At 32.2% G+C, this 18617-nt stretch carries 16 protein-coding genes; 14 read left to right on the top strand and 2 right to left on the bottom strand.

The window, feature by feature from the left end; genetic code table 11:
• The first annotated feature begins 82 nt into the window (after positions 1 to 82).
• Together BW926_RS11840 and BW926_RS11845 are read left to right on the top strand one after the other, a co-directional pair.
• Positions 83 to 2134 (top strand): S9 family peptidase, encoded by a 2052-nt coding sequence (locus BW926_RS11840; RefSeq protein ID WP_076447319.1) that lies wholly within the window; start codon positions 83 to 85, stop codon positions 2132 to 2134.
• Complete coding sequence (locus tag BW926_RS11845; protein ID WP_076447321.1) at positions 2127 to 2471, top strand: hypothetical protein; 345 nt, start codon at positions 2127 to 2129, stop codon at positions 2469 to 2471. Before BW926_RS11840 ends, BW926_RS11845 begins: the two co-directional genes overlap by 8 nt.
• Before the next feature lie 167 nt (positions 2472 to 2638).
• Here BW926_RS11845 and BW926_RS11850 read toward each other — a convergent pair whose 3' ends face one another.
• Positions 2639 to 3124: an SRPBCC family protein gene (locus BW926_RS11850; RefSeq protein WP_076447322.1), complete on the bottom strand. Its 486-nt coding sequence runs from the start codon at positions 3122 to 3124 to the stop codon at positions 2639 to 2641.
• A 203-nt stretch (positions 3125 to 3327) separates the two neighbouring features.
• On the opposite strand from BW926_RS11850, the gene BW926_RS11855 reads away from it, so the two are divergent.
• From BW926_RS11855 to BW926_RS11885, 7 genes are all read left to right on the top strand, one after another.
• Positions 3328 to 4875 (top strand): sensor histidine kinase, encoded by a 1548-nt coding sequence (locus BW926_RS11855; RefSeq protein ID WP_076447324.1) that lies wholly within the window; start codon positions 3328 to 3330, stop codon positions 4873 to 4875.
• A gap of 104 nt (positions 4876 to 4979) precedes the next feature.
• Entirely contained in the window at positions 4980 to 5666 is a 687-nt protein-coding gene (locus BW926_RS11860; RefSeq protein ID WP_027380477.1) for a response regulator transcription factor, read from the top strand.
• A 78-nt stretch (positions 5667 to 5744) separates the two neighbouring features.
• On the top strand, positions 5745 to 6401 hold the full coding sequence (locus tag BW926_RS11865) for a hypothetical protein (protein ID WP_076447325.1): 657 nt from the start codon (positions 5745 to 5747) through the stop codon (positions 6399 to 6401).
• Between the two features lie 18 nt (positions 6402 to 6419).
• Positions 6420 to 6788 carry a hypothetical protein gene (locus BW926_RS11870; protein ID WP_076447327.1) on the top strand — a complete coding sequence of 123 codons (369 nt, stop codon included), beginning with the start codon at positions 6420 to 6422 and terminating at the stop codon, positions 6786 to 6788.
• 102 nt (positions 6789 to 6890) lie between these two features.
• On the top strand, positions 6891 to 9578 hold the full coding sequence (locus tag BW926_RS11875) for a TonB-dependent receptor domain-containing protein (protein ID WP_076447328.1): 2688 nt from the start codon (positions 6891 to 6893) through the stop codon (positions 9576 to 9578).
• 118 nt (positions 9579 to 9696) lie between these two features.
• Positions 9697 to 10563: a helix-turn-helix domain-containing protein gene (locus tag BW926_RS11880; RefSeq protein WP_076447330.1), complete on the top strand. Its 867-nt coding sequence runs from the start codon at positions 9697 to 9699 to the stop codon at positions 10561 to 10563.
• Between the two features lie 90 nt (positions 10564 to 10653).
• Entirely contained in the window at positions 10654 to 11073 is a 420-nt protein-coding gene (locus BW926_RS11885) for an OsmC family protein (protein ID WP_047441259.1), read from the top strand.
• A 346-nt stretch (positions 11074 to 11419) separates the two neighbouring features.
• On the opposite strand, the gene BW926_RS11890 is transcribed toward BW926_RS11885, so the two are convergent.
• The gene (locus BW926_RS11890; RefSeq protein WP_076447331.1) at positions 11420 to 12637 is read right to left on the bottom strand and encodes an aldo/keto reductase; all 1218 of its coding nucleotides are present in this window, start codon (positions 12635 to 12637) and stop codon (positions 11420 to 11422) included.
• A 35-nt stretch (positions 12638 to 12672) separates the two neighbouring features.
• Here BW926_RS11890 and BW926_RS11895 point away from each other — a divergent pair, with 35 nt between their 5' ends.
• From BW926_RS11895 to BW926_RS11915, 5 genes are read left to right on the top strand one after another with little or no spacing between them, the layout of a single operon-like run.
• Positions 12673 to 14886 (top strand): peptidase domain-containing ABC transporter, encoded by a 2214-nt coding sequence (locus tag BW926_RS11895; protein ID WP_076447333.1) that lies wholly within the window; start codon positions 12673 to 12675, stop codon positions 14884 to 14886.
• Position 14887: 1 nt separating this feature from the next.
• On the top strand, positions 14888 to 16168 hold the full coding sequence (locus BW926_RS11900; protein ID WP_076447334.1) for an HlyD family secretion protein: 1281 nt from the start codon (positions 14888 to 14890) through the stop codon (positions 16166 to 16168).
• Between the two features lie 2 nt (positions 16169 to 16170).
• The gene (locus BW926_RS11905; RefSeq protein WP_076447336.1) at positions 16171 to 17310 is read left to right on the top strand and encodes a hypothetical protein; all 1140 of its coding nucleotides are present in this window, start codon (positions 16171 to 16173) and stop codon (positions 17308 to 17310) included.
• A complete protein-coding gene (locus BW926_RS11910; RefSeq protein WP_076447337.1) occupies positions 17307 to 17813 on the top strand; it encodes a hypothetical protein in 507 nt (168 codons plus the stop codon). The genes BW926_RS11905 and BW926_RS11910 overlap by 4 nt, the downstream gene beginning before the upstream one ends.
• Before the next feature lies 1 nt (position 17814).
• Positions 17815 to 18615: a tetratricopeptide repeat protein gene (locus BW926_RS11915; protein ID WP_076447339.1), complete on the top strand. Its 801-nt coding sequence runs from the start codon at positions 17815 to 17817 to the stop codon at positions 18613 to 18615.
• Positions 18616 to 18617 lie beyond the last annotated feature (2 nt).

Genomic DNA, 18617 nt, shown 5'->3' on the forward strand with positions numbered 1-18617 from the left:
AATTTGAACAAAAATTCACATTGAATGAAACGTCCTTAACATAGACGTTCCATTCGATCGGATAAAAAATAAAAATATTCGGATGAAAGCTCCACAGGCAAAAAAAATAGAAAAAATACTTGAAATACACAACGATAAAAGGATTGACAATTATTTCTGGCTTAACGAAAGAGAAAATCCTGAAGTCATCAAATACCTCGAAGAAGAAAATGCTTATGCAGATTTTGTCATGAAAGACACGGAAAAGCTTCAGGAAGAACTTTTTGAAGAAATGAAGGCCCGTTACAAAAAAGATGATGAATCCCTGCCCTATTTTTTCAACGGTTATTGGTATATCGTCCGTTATGAAGAAGGAAAAGAATATCCTATTTTCTGTAGAAAATACAGCAGCCTGGACAATGAAGAAGAGATCATTCTTGATGTCAATATTCTGGCTGAAGGCGAAAGCTATTTCGAGGTAGGAAGCGTTGCCGTTTCCCCAAACAACCAGCTGGCTTCTTTTTCAACAGATAATGTAAGCAGAAGGATCTACAACATTAAATTTAAAGATTTAAAAACAGGAAAAATCCTTCCCGACACCATTGAAAACACTACAGGGAAAGCAGTCTGGGCCAATGATAATAAGCACATTTTCTACATTAGAAAAGATGCAAGCCTGAGGGCTTTCCAAGTTTACAGGCATGAATTGGGCACTGATACTTCAGAAGACGTTTTAATTTTTCATGAAAAAGATGAAACCTTTGATGTCAACGTTTTTAAAACCAAATCGTTGGAATATATTTTTATTGCAAGCTCCAGCACGATTTCGGATGAGCACAGATTCATTCCTTCTGATAATGTTTTTACGGACTGGACGATTATTCAGCCGAGAATTGATGATTTGGAATATTCCGTTGAGCATTACGAGGATGAGTTTTACATTATAACCAATGCAGATGATGCTTTCAACTTTAAAATTGTAAAAGCAAAAATCAATAACTGCGGAATGGAAAACTGGGTTGATATAATCCCTCACCGCCCGGAAGTTTTGCTGGAAGGCTTTGAAATCTTTAAAAACTATTTGGTTCTTGAGGAAAGAGAGGAAGGTTTACTCCAAATAAAAATTATTGATGAAAAAACTCAGGAATCTTATTATTTACCCTTTTCAGATCCTACCTACACGGCTTACATTGGGGTAAATCTTGAATTTGATACGGAGGTTTTGCGTTACGGTTACACTTCTTTAACACAGCCAAGCTCGACTTATGAATATAATATGAAGGAAAAAACCACTAAACTCCTGAAACAGCAGGAAGTCTTGGGTGGAAAATTCTTTGCTGAAAATTATATTTCCGAAAGAATCTGGGCAGAATCAAGAGATGGTGAAGCAAAAATTCCGATTTCTTTAGTTTATCATAAAAACACGGAAAAATCTGCGGATACACCTTTGCTTTTGTATGGTTATGGAAGCTACGGACACACGGTAGATGCCAGTTTTTCAAACGTAAGGTTATCGATTTTAGACAGAGGATTTATTTATGCCATCGCCCACATCAGAGGCGGCGAATATTTAGGAAGAGAATGGTATGAAAACGGAAAAATGCTCTTCAAGAAAAATACATTCTTCGACTTTATTGATGCAGGAAAGTTTTTGATTAAAGAAAATTACACCTCTTCAAAACACCTTTACGCAATGGGCGGAAGCGCGGGCGGACTGTTGGTGGGTGCAGTAATGAACTACGAACCTACCCTATTCAACGGGATTGTGGCACAAGTTCCTTTCGTGGACGTTGTTTCAACGATGTTGGATGAAACAATTCCTTTAACAACCGGAGAATATGACGAGTGGGGAAATCCGAACGACGAAGAATATTATCATTATATGAAAGAATATTCACCCTATGATAATGTCGAAGCAAAAGATTATCCTAATTTACTGATTACTACAGGTCTCCATGATTCCCAGGTTCAGTATTGGGAGCCTGCAAAATGGACCGCAAAATTGAGAGAATTAAAAACGAATAACAATATTTTGATTTTCAAAACAGATATGAGCGCAGGGCACGGCGGTGCAAGCGGACGATTTGAATCACTTAAAGAAGATGCATTAGAATATGCATTTTTATTAAAATTAGAAAAGAAAAAAGATGATTAACGAAGCAGAACAATGGCAGAAAGTACAACAATTTTTCATTGAAAATTTTGACACTGAGAAAGATGCTCCGATTGAAACGTATTTGTTTTTAATCGGCCTTCAGGAGTTGGGAAGCGGCCAGCAGAAATATACGAAAGATGACAAGGTAAATCTAATCCACATTGCAGTCTGCAGATTATTAGAGCCTTTCGGGTATTATAAATTTTCGCATTATGACGATGACGGCTATCCGCATTTTGAAAAGCTGGAAGACCTTCCCGAGCTTAAACCAAATGAGCAGCAGCTTTTAATGAAAAAAGCGATCATTCAGTATTTTCAGGATGAGGAATTAATTTGAGAATGAGATAATTTGAAAATTTTTGAATTGTATACAATAAAAATGGAAGGTAATTTTTACTTTCCTTTTTTATTCTTCTTTAAGTTTTGGCTAAAGCCAATCTGCTTTCATTTGCATTGAAAACGGGCTAAAGCCCGTTCCTACTGATAATATCACTTTTTTAATTTTCAAATTAAAATATCTTCTAACTGATTCAGTCCCCTTTTGAAACCTTCTTCAAAACCCATTTCCAAAAGCATTTTCAAAGCTTCTTCCGTAGGAAAATGAATATTGACGGTCACTTTCGTTCCTTCCTCTACTCCTGTAAAACCAAATAACCATTTCGCTTCAGGAAAATCTGGATTAATGTTTCCATTTTCGTCGCAGAACACATCCACTCCGTCAAAACTTCTGTGTTCTGTGATTTCACCATATTTCACCATAGCATAATGCCTTTCTCCTTCCGGACCGACCATTGAATACAGCCAGCTTCCTCCTCCTTTAAAATCCTGGCTTTTTGTTTCGCATTTCCATGGTTTTGGAGCCCACCACTGATCCAATAATTCGGATTTGGTAAAATAATCCCAAACTTTTGAAACCTCAGTATGATAGATTTTCATCACATAAACAGAATTTGATTCAAAATCTTTGTTAAAAATGATATTCGATTCCATAATAATAATTGTTTTATACAAAGCTAATTCTTTATCGTGGCATAAGACTTTTCCTATGGCAAGTAATTAAAATTTATAAATAAATGTTAAAAAACCATGTTTTAAGAAAAATTACACAATTTTTTGGCTCGTTTTTTGTTTATCAAGTCTTAAAATGTTTAATTTTAACATTCATTTTTTTAAAAACTCATAAAATAGCATAAATGAATAATAAATTCATCCCAATAATATCGGTGTTTATGACGATCTCACTGATTGTCTTCGTCACGCTCCAGTTTTATTGGCTGAAAAGTTATTATGGTGCCCTGGAGCAGGATTTTTCTTCCAAAGTATATTCTGCGCTGGAAGGAACCGCCAAAAGCATCGGTGAAATAGAGGTTGATAAATATTTGAACGAGAATAATAAAGATTTCAGAAAAAACATTCTTGCCAATAGCGGACAGCCTTCATTGACTACGATTCAGCAAGTGGAAGATTCCGGAACGCAGAGGCAGATTATCTATTCCAAAAATATTATTGAGAAAAGCCAGCTTCCGATTTCCAAAATGGGAGATTCTATCAAGCTTACAAAATTATATACCGACGAAGCCGCCTACAAAATAAAAAGAGATACTACAAGCCGTGAACTTTTAACGACTGATATTAATCGAGATCTCGAAAATGGTGATTTTTATTTACGCGAATATGCTAATATTGTAGGAAATAATATCCCCATCACAAAAAGGGTAAACCAAAAAGTTTTGGATTCCGTTATTACAAAAGAATTGAGGATAAGGGGTATCTCTGCAAAATTCGGATATGGAATTACAGATAAAAACAATAAGCTTACGGGCGTTGTAAATAAAGTTTTTAAAGAAGAAAAGAACAATAACAACTATTCTTACCCTCTTTTTACAGACTCAAAAGAAAGAACATTGTATAGCCTGGCGCTGGTTTTCCCGAAAAAAGAATATTCCCTGGCGATGAACAATTGGCCGATGCTGCTGGGAACTTTCCTGTCACTGCTTACGATTTTGGGAATTTATATTATTTCTATTAATTATATGATGAAACAAAAAAAGCTGGCGGAAGTAAAAACCGATTTCATCAACAATATGTCTCACGAGTTTAAAACGCCATTGGCAACAATTTCCGTGGCGACAGATTCTCTGGCCAACGATAAAATTGCAACCAATCCTGATAAAGTAAAATACTATTCCGAATTGATAAAGCAGGAAAATCTCAGGATGAAAAAACAGGTGGAAAACGTGCTGAACATGTCGAAGCTTGAAAGGAATGAGGTAAAATTGTTCCTGAAGGAAACCAATGTAAGAGAATTAATTAAAAGGACCACAGAATCTTTCAATCTGATTGTTCAGCAAAGAAACGGACAGCTTACTCAGGAATTTAATGCTACGAATTACACCTTTAAAATAGATGAATTTCATATTTCCAATATGCTGGTGAATCTTTTGGATAATGCCAATAAATATTCGCCGGAAGCACCGGAGATTAGCATTAAGACAAGAAATGAAGCACATTTTTATGTGATCGAAGTTTCAGATAAAGGAATGGGAATGGAAACCCACAATAAAACGAAGATTTTCGAAAAGTTCTTTCGGGAAGAAACCGGAAATATTCATAATGTGAAAGGACAAGGCTTAGGCCTTTCCTATGTAAAGAAAATCGTGGAATTACACAAAGGACAGATCATTGTAGATTCTCACAAAGGAAAAGGAAGTACGTTTACTATTAAACTTCCAATGGCGTAATAATCATATATCAAGATCTAGTATAAATATAAACCAAAAACAAAGTATAAGAAGAGAAGAGTGAAAAGTTCATTCTTAATTATTAATTATTAATTATTAAAACTATGAGCAACAGAATATTATTAGTAGAAGACGATCAAAGTTTCGGGGCAGTGTTGAAGGATTATTTGACAATAAATAATTTCGAAGTTACTCTTGCCACAGATGGTGAACAAGGATTAAAAGAATTTACAGAAAACGAATTCGACATCTGTATTTTCGACGTAATGATGCCTAAAAAAGATGGCTTTTCATTGGCGGAAGACGTGAAAAAAATCGACAAAAACACACCAATCATTTTCTTGACAGCAAGAAATATGAGAGAAGATATTCTTAAAGGATATCAATTGGGAGCAGATGATTATATCACAAAACCATTTGATACTGAATTACTTTTATATAAAATTAAAGCGATTCTTCAAAGAAGTTCTACATTGGAAAACGAAGAGCAGGAGCAATTCAAAATCAGTAATATTTTCTTTGATTCTATGCTGAGACAATTGAGAGTTGGTGACAACGAATACAAACTTTCTCCAAAAGAAAATGAATTGTTGAAGCTTCTTTGCATTCACAGAAACGACTTCATGCCGAGAGATTTAGCATTAAGAAAGATCTGGAAAAAAGAAAATTACTTCACTGCAAGAAGTATGGACGTTTACATCGCGAAACTTCGTAAATTATTAAAAGATGACGAAGGGTTGGAAATCATCAACGTACACGGAGAAGGATTTAGACTTTTAGTTAAAAATTAATTCCGAAATATCATTATAAATATAAAATTAGCAAAGCAATTAAAAATGTTTTGCTAATTTTGTTTTATACCAAAAGATATGAAGACTACATTTTTAGGCTTAATCGCCATTTCTATATTAACAGTTTCTTGTAAAAAAGATGAAAGAGCGACTTATTTAACGGAAGAAGCGGGAGTTCAACAACCTTCCGTAGCTGTGAATAATGCTCCGAAACCTTCGCTTTTAGATCAGGCTGGAATTCAACCCATTCAAAGTTCTGCAGCACCTGTCACGGCTCAGGGAATGAACCCTCCTCACGGACAACCGGGTCACAGATGCGACATTCCTGTCGGACAGCCTTTAAATTCCGCTCCTGCACAAGCTCCTCAACAAGGAACTCAAAATGTTGCGGTAAATGCACAACAAGGACAAACCATTCAAATTGATCCGAATTCTCTACAACCTGGAAAATTTCAGATTGATAACAACGGAAAAGCAAAAACTGTAAAAACAGCAAAAGGTATGAATCCTCCACATGGAGAACCGGGACACAGATGTGATATTCCTGTTGGGCAGCCTTTAAATAGTAAGTCTGCTCCTGCAACGACGACTCCACAGCCAACTCAGACGATTGCCCAAAATACACCAGCTCCGGCTCCAACTCCTGCGCCGACAGGTCCAAAGCCTGAATTGAACCCTCCTCACGGAGAACCTTGGCACAATTGTGGTGTGAAAGTAGGTGAGCGTTTACCATAATTTCGTATTTTTGCAGCCGTGAAATTGTTTCAGATCATAGCGATTGTTTTCTGTTTGGGGATTTTTTTAGTTCCTAAAAACAATTTCTATGCTCAGAATATGCAGGAAACGTGCTGCAAATCAGAATCCGGAATGGATTGCTGTAAAAACGACCATAAAGAATCTTCTAAAGACAATCACAACAAAAAAAAGCAAAAATCTTCTTGTAATGACGATTGCTGCTCGACTTGCGTGGCTTGTTATACTTTTATAGAAACTCCTTTTTCGAAGAGCCTTCAATTAGAGATTTCTTATTATAAATCCAACAAAAACTTACAGTTTCAATACTCAGATCCATATATTTCAGATCGTTTGAAAGAGATTTGGCAACCGCCGAAAATAGGATAATTAAAAATGTAACATGTATCAGTCTATCAATCTACCAATGATTGTTAAATTATTACATTGTTTATTGATACATTAACTTAATTATTCTAAATTTTAAACAAAATGAAATTATATATTTCCAGGATTATTCTTGGTGTATTCTTACTATCTACACAATTTATATTGGCTCAAAATCTTTCTAAAAACCAGTTCAAAGTAAAAGGAAACTGCGAAATGTGTAAAGAAAGAATCGAGAACACAGCAAAAAAGGCAGGAGCAAAAACAGCTATATATTCAATTGATTTACAAACATTAACCTTAGAAACAGACAATACTCTTTCAACGGATGATGTCTTAAAAAAAGTTGCTGAAGCTGGTCATGATAATGAAAAATTTAAAGCAATCGATGCAACTTATGAAGCACTTCCTGGATGTTGTCATTATGATCGTAATTTAGAGCCAAAAGCTACTGAAAATCATAAACATTACTCCAAAAAAGAGAATGAATTTTATGTAAAAGGAAATTGTGAATCGTGCAAAGCCAGAATTGAAAAAGCAGCCAAAGACGCAGGAGCAGATTCCGCTGAATGGAATGCTGAAAAGCAAATAGTAACATTAAATTTTGATCCGAAAAAAACTTCTGTAGATAAAATTTTAAAGAAAATTGCAGATTTTGGTCACGACAACGAAAAGTATAAATCCGACGATAAAACCTACAAAAATCTGCCTTCCTGCTGTCTTTACGACAGAGAAATCCCTTTTGGAGAAGCCAATCCAAAGGTTCATGCTGAAGAAGGAACAACTTCTGAACATGGAGATCACAACGATCATAATACAACCAATGAAAATCATGAGAACCATGAAAAACATATTGAAGGTGTGATCGTAACAGGCTCGAAAGCAGCAACTTCCTTAAACAAAAAAGAAGCCGGATTGGTTTTTAATATCGACAGAAAAGAATTGTTAAAAGCCGCTTGCTGTAATCTATCCGAAAGTTTTGAAACCAATGCCACCGTAGATGTTTCTTTCAGCAATGCGGTGACGGGTACAAAGCAATTGAAAATGTTAGGCTTAGATCAAAAATACACGAGTTTAACGAAAGAATTATTGCCTGAAATCCGAGGATTAGCTTCAGCTTATGGGTTAAATTTCATTCCCGGAAGATGGATTGAAAGTATTCAGTTGACAAAAGGCGGAAGTACCGTTACAAACGGCTACGAAAGCATTACAGGACAAATCAATACAGAATTGTTGAAAAATGCGGAAAAACCAGAAACTTCATTGAATTTGTTTGCTGATTTCAACGGAAGAGCCGAAGCAAATATTACAAGCGTTTCGCCCATCAATGAGAAATGGTCACAGACATTTTTACTTCATGGAAACGGAACTTTTGGAGACACGGACATGAATAACGACGGATTTCTAGACAGACCAAAAGGGACTCAGTTAAATGCAGCTTATTTATTGAATTATAACGATTTGGAAAAATCAGGATTGGGTTCGCATTTTGGAATTAATTTTATTAAAGACGAAAGAACTTCAGGACAAATTGGTTTCGATAAAAAAATTCCACAGGACAAACAATCATTTTACGGAGTCGGAATTGATATTTCGAGATTTCAGGTTTGGAATAAAACGGGGTATGTTTTTAAAGGAAAACCTTACCAAAGTTTGGGTTGGATGAACCAATACACTTATCATCAACAAGATAGCTTTTTTGGATTGAGAAATTATTCCGGAAAACAGCAAACGTATTATTCAAATTTAATTTTTGAAAGTATTTTAGGAAATACTAATCACAAATACAAAGCCGGAGCGAGTTTTATGTATGATGGCTATGATGAAACGTATTTAACGGACAATTTAAAAAGAAACGAAATCGTTCCCGGAGCTTTTGCCGAATATACGTTGACAGGATTAAAGTATACTTTAGTTGCCGGAGCAAGAGTTGATTTTCACAATTTGGCAGGTACTCAATTCACGCCGAGATTGAATTTTAAATATGATTTCACGCCACAAACTATTTTGAGACTTTCTGCAGGAAGAGGTTTCAGAACAGCGAATGTTTTTGCGGAAAGTCAGCAATATTTTGCATCAAATAGAAGTGTTCAGATTTTACAAAATGGCGGAAATATTTACGGCTTAAAACCCGAAATCGCATGGAATTACGGTGTAAGTTTACAGCAAGAGTTTAAAATTTTCGGAAGAAAATCTACGATTGTTGTCGACTTTTTCAGAACTGATTTCCAAGATCAAGTGATGGTAGATTTGGATCATTCACCTCAGCAGTTGACTTTCTATAATCTTGATGGAAAATCTTTCGCCAATTCTTTCCAGACACAGTGGGATTTCACGCCCTTCAAGAATTTTGATGTAAGATTGGCTTATAAATATTACAACGTTCAGGCAGATTATCTGGATGGAAGACGTGAAGTTCCATTCATGGCAAAACACAGAGGTTTTGTGAATCTGTCGTATTCAACCAATAAAAATAATATCGGTGGATTCTGGAGCTTTGATACGACTTTAAATTTGGTTGGAAAACAAAGACTTCCGAACACCTTTCCAAACCCTGAAGAGTTTCAATTGTCAACATTTTCAGAATCTTATGCGATTTTAAATGCACAGATTTCAAGGAATTTCAATAAAAAAATCAGAGCGTATTTGGGCGGTGAAAACCTGACGTCTTATTATCAGAAAAATGCGATCGTCGATTTTAAAGATCCTTTCGGAAATTATTTTGATGGCGGAATGGTGTATGCTCCGATCATGAAAGCAAATATTTATGTTGGCTTTGATGTGACATTCTAATCTTCAGCGTTTGAGAGTTGATGTGTTTTGAGTTATTTTCAAATTAAAAAGGCATGGTTTCAATAATTTAATAATTAAGAAGCCATGCTTTTTTGTATCTTTAAGCTAAAGTAAATCTATGTCGCAGACGCTTATTTTTGAAGATAATTACAAGAAATTAGGTTTTGAAACTTTTTCTGAAAATAATCTGAAAACCCTTAAAGACATCAAATATAAATCTGAAATCAAAATTTTCTACGTTCCCGAGGGCTACGAATTAACTATAGACTTTAAGCATTATAAAACAGAAAATCCTGCTTTATTTTTCCTGACCAATCAATATTTGCAGGTTGAAAACGGCATAGACGAATCACATCTTTTATATTATAATCGCGATTTTTACTGCATTCAAATTCATGATAAGGAAGTGGCTTGTGATGGGCTTCTTTTTCACAATGTTTTTGAAATTCCTTTTGTAGAGCTTGATGAGAACGAAAATTTTATCATTAAAAATTTATTTCAAAGCATCAAAGATGAATTGGAATGGAAAGATTCTTCCGCCGAAGAAATGATCAGAACTTACGTAAAACAAATCATCATTCGAGCAACCCGAAAATGGAAAAAACAAAATCTTGATAACGACGAAATAAAAATTCCGAGCAATGAACTTGATGTTTTCCGGGATTTCAGCAGACATTTGGAAATTCATTTCAGAGAAAAACATAATGTGGCAGATTATGCAGATTTGCTGCACATCGCACCGAAAACATTGACTCACAAATTTAAAAGTTTAAACCTTGAATCTCCGAACCAATATATCATTAATAGAATTCTATTGGAAGCCAAAAGACTTTTATTTTATACCGATAAGCCTGTGAAAGAAATTGCTTATGATTTAGGCTATGAAGATCCGGCTTATTTTAACCGTCTTTTCACCAATAAAATCGGAAGCACACCCACAAATTTCAAGAAAAATTACACTTCGGGAAAAAAGTACAATATTTAAGTCGATTTGTGTATTTATCTCGATGAATTTCCGACATACCTTTGTAACATCAAAAAATAACAATATTTAAAACAACAAAAAACAATTATTATGAGACGTAACGCAACAGCCGTTTGGAACGGTAACATCAAAGAAGGAAACGGACACATCACTACTCAAAGTACTACATTAAACCAGACTCAATATTCTTTCAACAGCCGTTTTGCGGATGGAGTTGGAACAAACCCGGAAGAATTATTGGCCGCGGCTCACGCAGGATGTTTCACCATGAAACTGAGCGCAGAATTGTCTCAGGCAGGTTATACTCCTGAAGAATTGACGACAAAATCTGTGATCACTTTAGACCCAAACATCGGAAAAATCACAAAATCTGAATTGACTTTAACTGCAAAAGTTCCTGGAATTTCAGAAGAAGAATTTCAAAAGTATGCAAAAATTGCTGAGGAAGGTTGCCCTGTAAGCGCAGCTTTCAACTTTGAAATTACTTTGGAAGCTACTTTGGCGAACTAAGAATTTAAAAATTAAAGCAGAAAGATTGTCATTCCGTAGGAATCTAGGCGGAATTATTAGAGATATAATTGTAAAATCTCTGTTTAGATTCCTACGGTACTACATATTTGTTAATTAAAACACTGAAAATAAAATCTTTAAATTATTTTACAAATAATAAGTGTCAATATTTGTGTCAATCGCAAAGAAAACTGTTAGTCAATTTTATACGATGTATTAAATATTTATGTTTTAGGTTTTTCTGCAAAAGTATTCTTTGTTTGTCTTTATTTCCGGTTAAGGAATAAGTTTTGTATCAACAAAATCAACTCTCAACCCTTTTTATGGACTGAAAAAAAATACTTTTCTATGAAAAATAATCTGTAATCTTATCAATGTAAGTTTTTTTCCTCAATCCCATCAAAACAGTATCTATTCCAGAATTAAGATAGTTTTCAGCAAGTATTAAAGATAAATCACGATTATCTCCCCTTGTCAAAATTTTTTCATCATATAACTTATTTTTCAGAATATCTAATCTGTTTTGGTTGTTATATTGAGAAAAAATAATCCAATAGTTCCTCAAATCATTTAGATTTTCAAGCACTTTTTTATTTTTTAATTCTAATGCTTCGAGAAAAGGGATAAGATAAGAATTTATGGACTTATTTATCGCTTCTTGATTGGCTATATCTCTTCTGTTTTCAATAAAAAAACTAATAGGATAGTAATTTTCTAAAGAATCATCCTCTTGCATATCTGATAATCGTTGCTGTATTATAGAAGTAAATGTATTAAATGACAATTCTTCTTGACTTCTAACAGAATCTATATTTTCGATAGGATTGTCAGATAATCTTAAAACTTTATCCCCATAAGTTGTATTAAGAGGTCTGTTAGAAAGTAAAATCAACCCTTGCTCTTTTAATTGATGAATTGTAATACTTTCAAGATCATTCAACTGAAAACTATAATTTCTTTCTACGATATTATAAGGAAACTGTAGAAATTTTAAATTTGGAAATTCATGTAAAGAATTTAATATATCTTTTAGAGGTAGTGAACTCAATAAGTTTGAGCTAATTCCATAGTATCTGATCTTACCTTCTTTAACTTTTTGCTCCAAAAGAGAAAATGAATTAAGAAGAATAATTTTTAAATCTGATTTTGAAAAATTTGTTTCATAATAATATTCAGGATTATGAAGTAAATAGCAGTCAATATAATCTGTTTTTAGCCTTTTTAAGGATTGTTCTAGTTGAAATGAAATAAATTCAGGGGCAATAGAAAATAAAAAATGTTCATTTAGCTCAACATATTCTAAATCATCCATATTTTTGACTCTATTTATATCTTCTCCTTGTATATAGCCTACTTTGGAAACAATGAAAATAGAACTTCTCATTTGTTTGCTAATATTATTTCCCAATAATAATTCTGATTCCCCAAATCCATAATTGGAAGCTGTATCTATAATATTTATTCCTGATTTTAATGCGTAGTTTAGAACACCGCTGTCCTCAGAATTATTTGTCATCCTGTAAGTTCCTATTCCTATCTTAGAAATTTCGTTTATATTTAACATTCAAATGTATATTTGCAGTAAAATTATATTTTTTAATGAAGATAGGAAAACAAAAATTCCCTTTTTATAAGCAATTTGACAGAACTGATTGTGGTCCAGCGTGCCTAAGAATGTTGGCAAAATATTATGGTAAGATATATTCACCTGAGTACCTCAGAGAACTAAGTAACATTACAACAGAGGGAGTATCTGTAATGGGTATCACTGATGCTGCTGAAAAAATAGGCTTTAATACTCATGTGGCAAATATTGATTTTGAGACATTGGAGCAACAAGCTCCTTTACCATGTATTGTGCATTGGCGTCAAAGACATTTTATTATCGTTTATAAGATAGAAAAAAAGAAAATTTATGTTGCAGATCCAGATCATGGATTGATGGTATATAGTAAAGAAAAATTTATAGAAGGATGGCAAAATACCAGATACCTTAATAATGCTAATGAAGGACTAGTACTATTATTTGAACCATCGCCACAGTTTTATGAAATAGCAGAAGAAAAAAAAGAAAAAAAAGGATTTTTATCATTACTGCCCTATATTAAACCCTATAAAAAATATACTTTACAGGTCGTTATAGGATTAACAATTATTAGCATTATACAGTTAATATTACCTTTTTTAACCCAATCTATTGTCGATAAAGGAATCAATTATAGAGAATTAAATTTTGTAGTATTGGTTTTAATAGCACAAATTACCTTATTCTTTTCACAATCCTTCGTCAATTTTGTTCAAAACTGGTTGCTTTTATATGTTGGCTCAAGAATAAATCTGACCATTGCAACAGAGTTTTTAATTAAATTAATGAAGCTCCCAATATCTTATTTTGATTCAAAAATTCCAGGAGATATTTTACAAAGATTACAAGATTCTGATAGGCTGGAAAGGTTTTTAACAACATCCCCCATTACATTGTTTTCATTGGTCAATATGCTCATATTTATGGGAATATTGCTGTACTACAATATTATTATTTTTGGTGTTTTTTTATTAGGAGCTGTTCTATATATTACATGGATTTTATTTTTCATGAAAAAAAGAGCAGAACTTGACTATAGAAGATTTGATGAATCATCAGGAAACTCTAGTAGTCTTCTGCAAATAATTAATGGTATTAGAGAAATTAAAATTAATGGTTCTGAAAAAAGAAGAAGATGGGGTTGGGAAGAAATGCGTATAAAACTCTACAAAATATCAATAGAATCATTAAAGCTAGCACAAATACAATTAATTGGTGCAAACTCAATTAATGAAATTAAAAATATACTAATATCGTTTACTGCTGCATATTCTGTAATCAAGGGAGACATGACATTAGGGATGATGCTTGCTGTACAGTATATCATAGGGCAATTAAATACCCCTCTTATTTCATTAGTTCAGTTTTTTAGAGATGCACAGGATGCTAAAATTAGTTTACAAAGAATAAATGAAATAAAAGAAATAAAAGATGAATATGAGGCACAAGAAATCAACCACGAAGTATCTAAAAATCAAACAATTACAATAAACAATCTATCTTTTCAATATGGTGGAAGGAACTCTAAAGTAATACTTGATGATATTAATTTACAAATTCCTCAAGGCAAGATTACTGCTATTGTAGGAGAAAGTGGAAGTGGCAAAACTACTTTATTGAAATTATTATTAAAGCTATACAAACCTACAGATGGGAAAATAAATGTTGGAGGTATTGATTTGAATAATGTAGACACTAGAGAGTGGAGAAATATATGTGGAGTGGTTATGCAAGATGGATATGTTTTTACAGATACTATTGCGAGAAATATTACAGAATCGCAATCAGATTGGATATTAGATAAAGAAAAATTATTAAATGCTGTAAGGATTGCAAATATTGAAGAAATGATTGAAAATTTCCCTACAGGCTATAATACGAGAATTGGTCCAGCAGGTACAAGTGGAATAAATTTAAGTGGAGGGCAAACCCAAAGAACTTTGATTGCAAGGGCTGTGTACAAAAACCCACAATATTTATTCTTTGATGAGGCAACAAGTGCTTTAGATGCAAACAATGAAAAAATCATTATGGAAAATCTAAATCAGTTTTTCTGTGGTAAAACAGTGGTGGTTATTGCGCATCGTTTAAGTACTGTAAAAAATGCAGATAATATTGTCGTGATAAATAAAGGTAAAATTATTGAACAAGGAACTCATTCTGAACTTATAAAAATAAAAGGAGCTTATTTTGAGCTTGTAAAAAATCAATTAGAATTATCAAATTAAGATGAAAAATAAGATTGACTTGCTAGATGAAACAAGTGATTTTTCCAAAGAAATATTAGAAAAAACTCCCTCATGGATTATAACATGGGGCAACTCCATTTTCTTTATTTTTATTGCCATTTTATTTTTAATTTCTTGGATAATAAAATATCCTGATATTGTCTCTACTCAAGTAGAAGTTACCTCTGAAAACCCACCTGTTTATTTAGTTTCTAGAACAAATGGAAAAATTAATGAGTTAAATGTTTTGGATGGAAATTCTGTGAAAAAAGATGATTGGATTGCTGTTATTGAAAATCCTGCTATAACTTCTGATATAAAAAAAATAGATTCTATAATGAATCAAAATACAGATTCAAAAGTTGCTCAAGTTCCTTTAGGGTTAAAATTAGGAGAAGTACAACCTTATTATAATGAATACATAAAAGCGATAAGCCAATATAGATATTTTAGTACTTTTAATCCCCAACTTGTTGGAATTAGTTCAAATCAAGACAGAATTAATAAAGTAAATAATGTTCAAGGAGAATTTAACAATCAAAAAGAAATAGCTCATAAAGAGTATGAAGTGAAGAAAAAAGAATATAACAGAAATAAAGATTTATTTGAGCAAGGAGTAATTTCTAAAAATGAATTTGAAAAAAGCCAAATAGAATTGCTTCAAACTGAAAATAAGTATAAAAGCTATAATTCTAATATTTCAAATTTAGAAAGTGATAAAAGTATTATCAAGAAAGAAAATGTTGATTTAAGTTTACAAAAAGAAAATCAAAAAATAGAACTATCTACTAATGCTGAAAATGCTATGCAGGAATTAAAAGCTCAAATTTTATCATGGAAGAATAAATATTTGATACAAGCTCCAATCAATGGAAAGATTAATTTTTTTGATGTTTGGCAAAAAGACCAATATGTAAAAAATGAGCAGACATTATTTTCTGTGATTCCTGCAAACAACACAACAGGTAAATATTTTGCTAGAGCTAAAATGCCCATTGATAGGGCAGGAAAAGTAAAAATAAACCAAAAGGTAAATATAAAATTATTAAATTATCCTTTTGAAGAATATGGCGTTTTAGAAGGCAGGGTGAAAAAAGTGACTAATGTAACTAATGAAAATGTTTACTATGTCATCATAGAACTGAATAAAGGACTTATGACTAGCTATAATAAAAGAATTGCTCCTAATAACCTCATGGGACAAGCAGAAATTATTACAGACGATATAAGGCTTTTACAAAGATTTGTTTATACTTTAGTGCGTAATTTTAAACAAAGATAATTGTGAATTTTTATAATAATTTTGATAACTGTCAAGAAGATGTTATTGATTCTTTAAAAGTACTTCTTTATCAAAGGCATGAAAACATTTTTGACAGGATTGATTTTGAGGATGATAGAATATATCAAGAACCTCTTTTGTATGCTTATATTACCCAAAGTGATGATTTTTGGCTAGATTCAATAATTTTTGGCTACGAAAAAAATAGAAATAAAAAAATCGAGGTTTTCTCCAATAAGAAAGGTATCGTTTACATACCTAACATAGGATATTTTCATACAGATGAAAAAAACCAAAAGTTATTCTTAGAAGTCGTTAATGGCACTTTTTTAATTAAAAACCAAAAAGATGAGAAAATAGTTTTTCATTTTGAGTCATTACTTTTTTTAGAAGAAGGTATTGAATTGGTAAAAACACAACATCCTCTTTTTGAAGTTTTGTTTAGAAATAATAATGATGATATAGTTGAAGTAGAAATTGATAAGGTTTATGACAAACACATTGAACATTTTAATACAGCTTTAAAAATTATCAAAGAGAATTATTCTGAATATTTTAATTTGCTAAAAAAAAGTATTAAAAAAGTATTGATCTATGATGGAGAGCCTTATTCGTTTGCAGCATTACAAGCCCATAATATGATTTTCCTGAATGCTCATATAGGTAATGATGAGGTTTTTTTCTTAGATCACATATTACACGAGGGGGCACATGTAATTTTTAATACTTTAACTTATAATTCTAAGATGAATTTATTTAAAGTTCCTTTTAAAACAGCAATGTCGGAAATAACAAATGACAAAGCAGATCATGGTGAGTTGTATGGGAGATTTCATGGTATGTTTACACAATCCAATATTAATCCATGTATGGAAATATGTATTGATAACAATGTTTTTAAAGGGGAGCAGCATCATGAATTACTAGGCAGGTTTTCAAGCAATATGAAAAGATTTAGAGCAGGTATCGAAAAGTTTAATATTCCCAATTTATATAATGAAGAAGGGGAATTATGGTATCAATTCTTTACTGAGCGATACCAAAACCTATATAATAGAAAAAAAGATTTGATTGATTCATTTGATGTATCTAATCAACCCTATGTATTTTCGTATAACATTTTTAAAGAAAGCAATAAATGAAAATAATTAATTTAATATGCCTATTTATGATTTTCAGTTGCCAAGCTCAACAAGAGAACAAATACTTAGAGCAGGTTGGAGATACACAATATAACAGTAAAATAGATGATCCAAATTTTAAAGTATGTAATCCTAATAAATCATTTCAATATTATAATATTTTTCAATCCAATGGGGTTCAATATAAAGGAGAAAAATATGCGATATTAAAGCTATGGGGAGAGACATACAATCCCAATTTGTATATTTCTGAAAAAACAGGGTATATCACAATTCGATTTCTCGTAAACTGTGAAGGTAAAACAGGCTTATTCAGAATCCAGCAAATGGATGAAAACTATCTGGAAACTTCTTTTAATGAAAATTTAGTTAAAAAAGTATTGAATTTTGTTAAAAGCCTTGATGAATGGGCTAAGGTAGAATCTAAAGAAAAAAAAATAGATTATTACCAATATTTAACTTTTAAAATAGAAAATGGAATTGTCAAAGAAATTTTACCATAGCATGAAAAAATTACTATTCACTTTCACAATACTATCTCCATTGACTGTTGTTTTATCTCAACTAAATTGTAATTCTTACAATGATGCTCCTTGTAAAGAAGCGTGTAAATTAGTAAACCTCGCAGAACCTTATCAAGGTTTTAAAGATTCTCAGAAAATGCTTGATATGGCTATTAAATTATGTCCAAATATGGATTATGCGTACAGGGAAAAATCAGTGCCATATTTAAAAAGAGGTGATTTTATTACTTGGAAAAAACTAATAGATAAAGCTGTAGAGATAAACCCTAAAAATAATTTAGGCTATAGAGGGTGGTGCAAATATCAATTTTTAAGAGATTATAAAGGAGCTTTGACTGATTTGAAAAAACTAAAAAACATGATGAATGATATTGGCTTTTCTCAAAATGGAGACTATAATTTAGAGATTGTAATAGGGTTATGTTACAAGGCGTTAGATCAGAAAAGTAAGGCTATAGAGTTAATAGAAAAGCAACTTTCAAAAAAAGAGTATGTACCATTGAATCATGATTATATACATTTAGGAGTTCTTTATTTGGAAGTTGGGAATAGAGAAAAAGCAATTAAATGTTTCAATAAAGAAATTGAAATTTCTGATTATTATGCTGAAACATATTATTACTTAGCTATGGCATACAAAGAAAAAAATAAAGAACTATATACTCAGAATTTAATTAAAGCCAAAGAGTTCTACCTTAAAGATTTTAGAATGAAAGATCCATATACACACCCTATGGATGCTATTTATTTACAACAAATAATAGAAGAATTGAAAAAATAGAG

Origin of the sequence: Chryseobacterium sp. RU37D (genome assembly GCF_900156075.1) — a bacterium.
Lineage (GTDB): Bacteria > Bacteroidota > Bacteroidia > Flavobacteriales > Weeksellaceae > Chryseobacterium.

Coding starts and splice junctions, on each gene's coding strand:
- BW926_RS11880 (WP_076447330.1), top strand. CDS start 9,697: ATGTCGCAGACGCTTATTTTTGAAGATAATTACAAGAAATTAGGTTTT.
- BW926_RS11850 (WP_076447322.1), bottom strand. CDS start 3,124: ATGGAATCGAATATCATTTTTAACAAAGATTTTGAATCAAATTCTGTT.
- BW926_RS11890 (WP_076447331.1), bottom strand. CDS start 12,637: ATGTTAAATATAAACGAAATTTCTAAGATAGGAATAGGAACTTACAGG.
- BW926_RS11910 (WP_076447337.1), top strand. CDS start 17,307: ATGAAAATAATTAATTTAATATGCCTATTTATGATTTTCAGTTGCCAA.
- BW926_RS11860 (WP_027380477.1), top strand. CDS start 4,980: ATGAGCAACAGAATATTATTAGTAGAAGACGATCAAAGTTTCGGGGCA.
- BW926_RS11895 (WP_076447333.1), top strand. CDS start 12,673: ATGAAGATAGGAAAACAAAAATTCCCTTTTTATAAGCAATTTGACAGA.
- BW926_RS11855 (WP_076447324.1), top strand. CDS start 3,328: ATGAATAATAAATTCATCCCAATAATATCGGTGTTTATGACGATCTCA.
- BW926_RS11840 (WP_076447319.1), top strand. CDS start 83: ATGAAAGCTCCACAGGCAAAAAAAATAGAAAAAATACTTGAAATACAC.
- BW926_RS11865 (WP_076447325.1), top strand. CDS start 5,745: ATGAAGACTACATTTTTAGGCTTAATCGCCATTTCTATATTAACAGTT.
- BW926_RS11915 (WP_076447339.1), top strand. CDS start 17,815: ATGAAAAAATTACTATTCACTTTCACAATACTATCTCCATTGACTGTT.
- BW926_RS11900 (WP_076447334.1), top strand. CDS start 14,888: ATGAAAAATAAGATTGACTTGCTAGATGAAACAAGTGATTTTTCCAAA.
- BW926_RS11845 (WP_076447321.1), top strand. CDS start 2,127: ATGATTAACGAAGCAGAACAATGGCAGAAAGTACAACAATTTTTCATT.
- BW926_RS11885 (WP_047441259.1), top strand. CDS start 10,654: ATGAGACGTAACGCAACAGCCGTTTGGAACGGTAACATCAAAGAAGGA.
- BW926_RS11875 (WP_076447328.1), top strand. CDS start 6,891: ATGAAATTATATATTTCCAGGATTATTCTTGGTGTATTCTTACTATCT.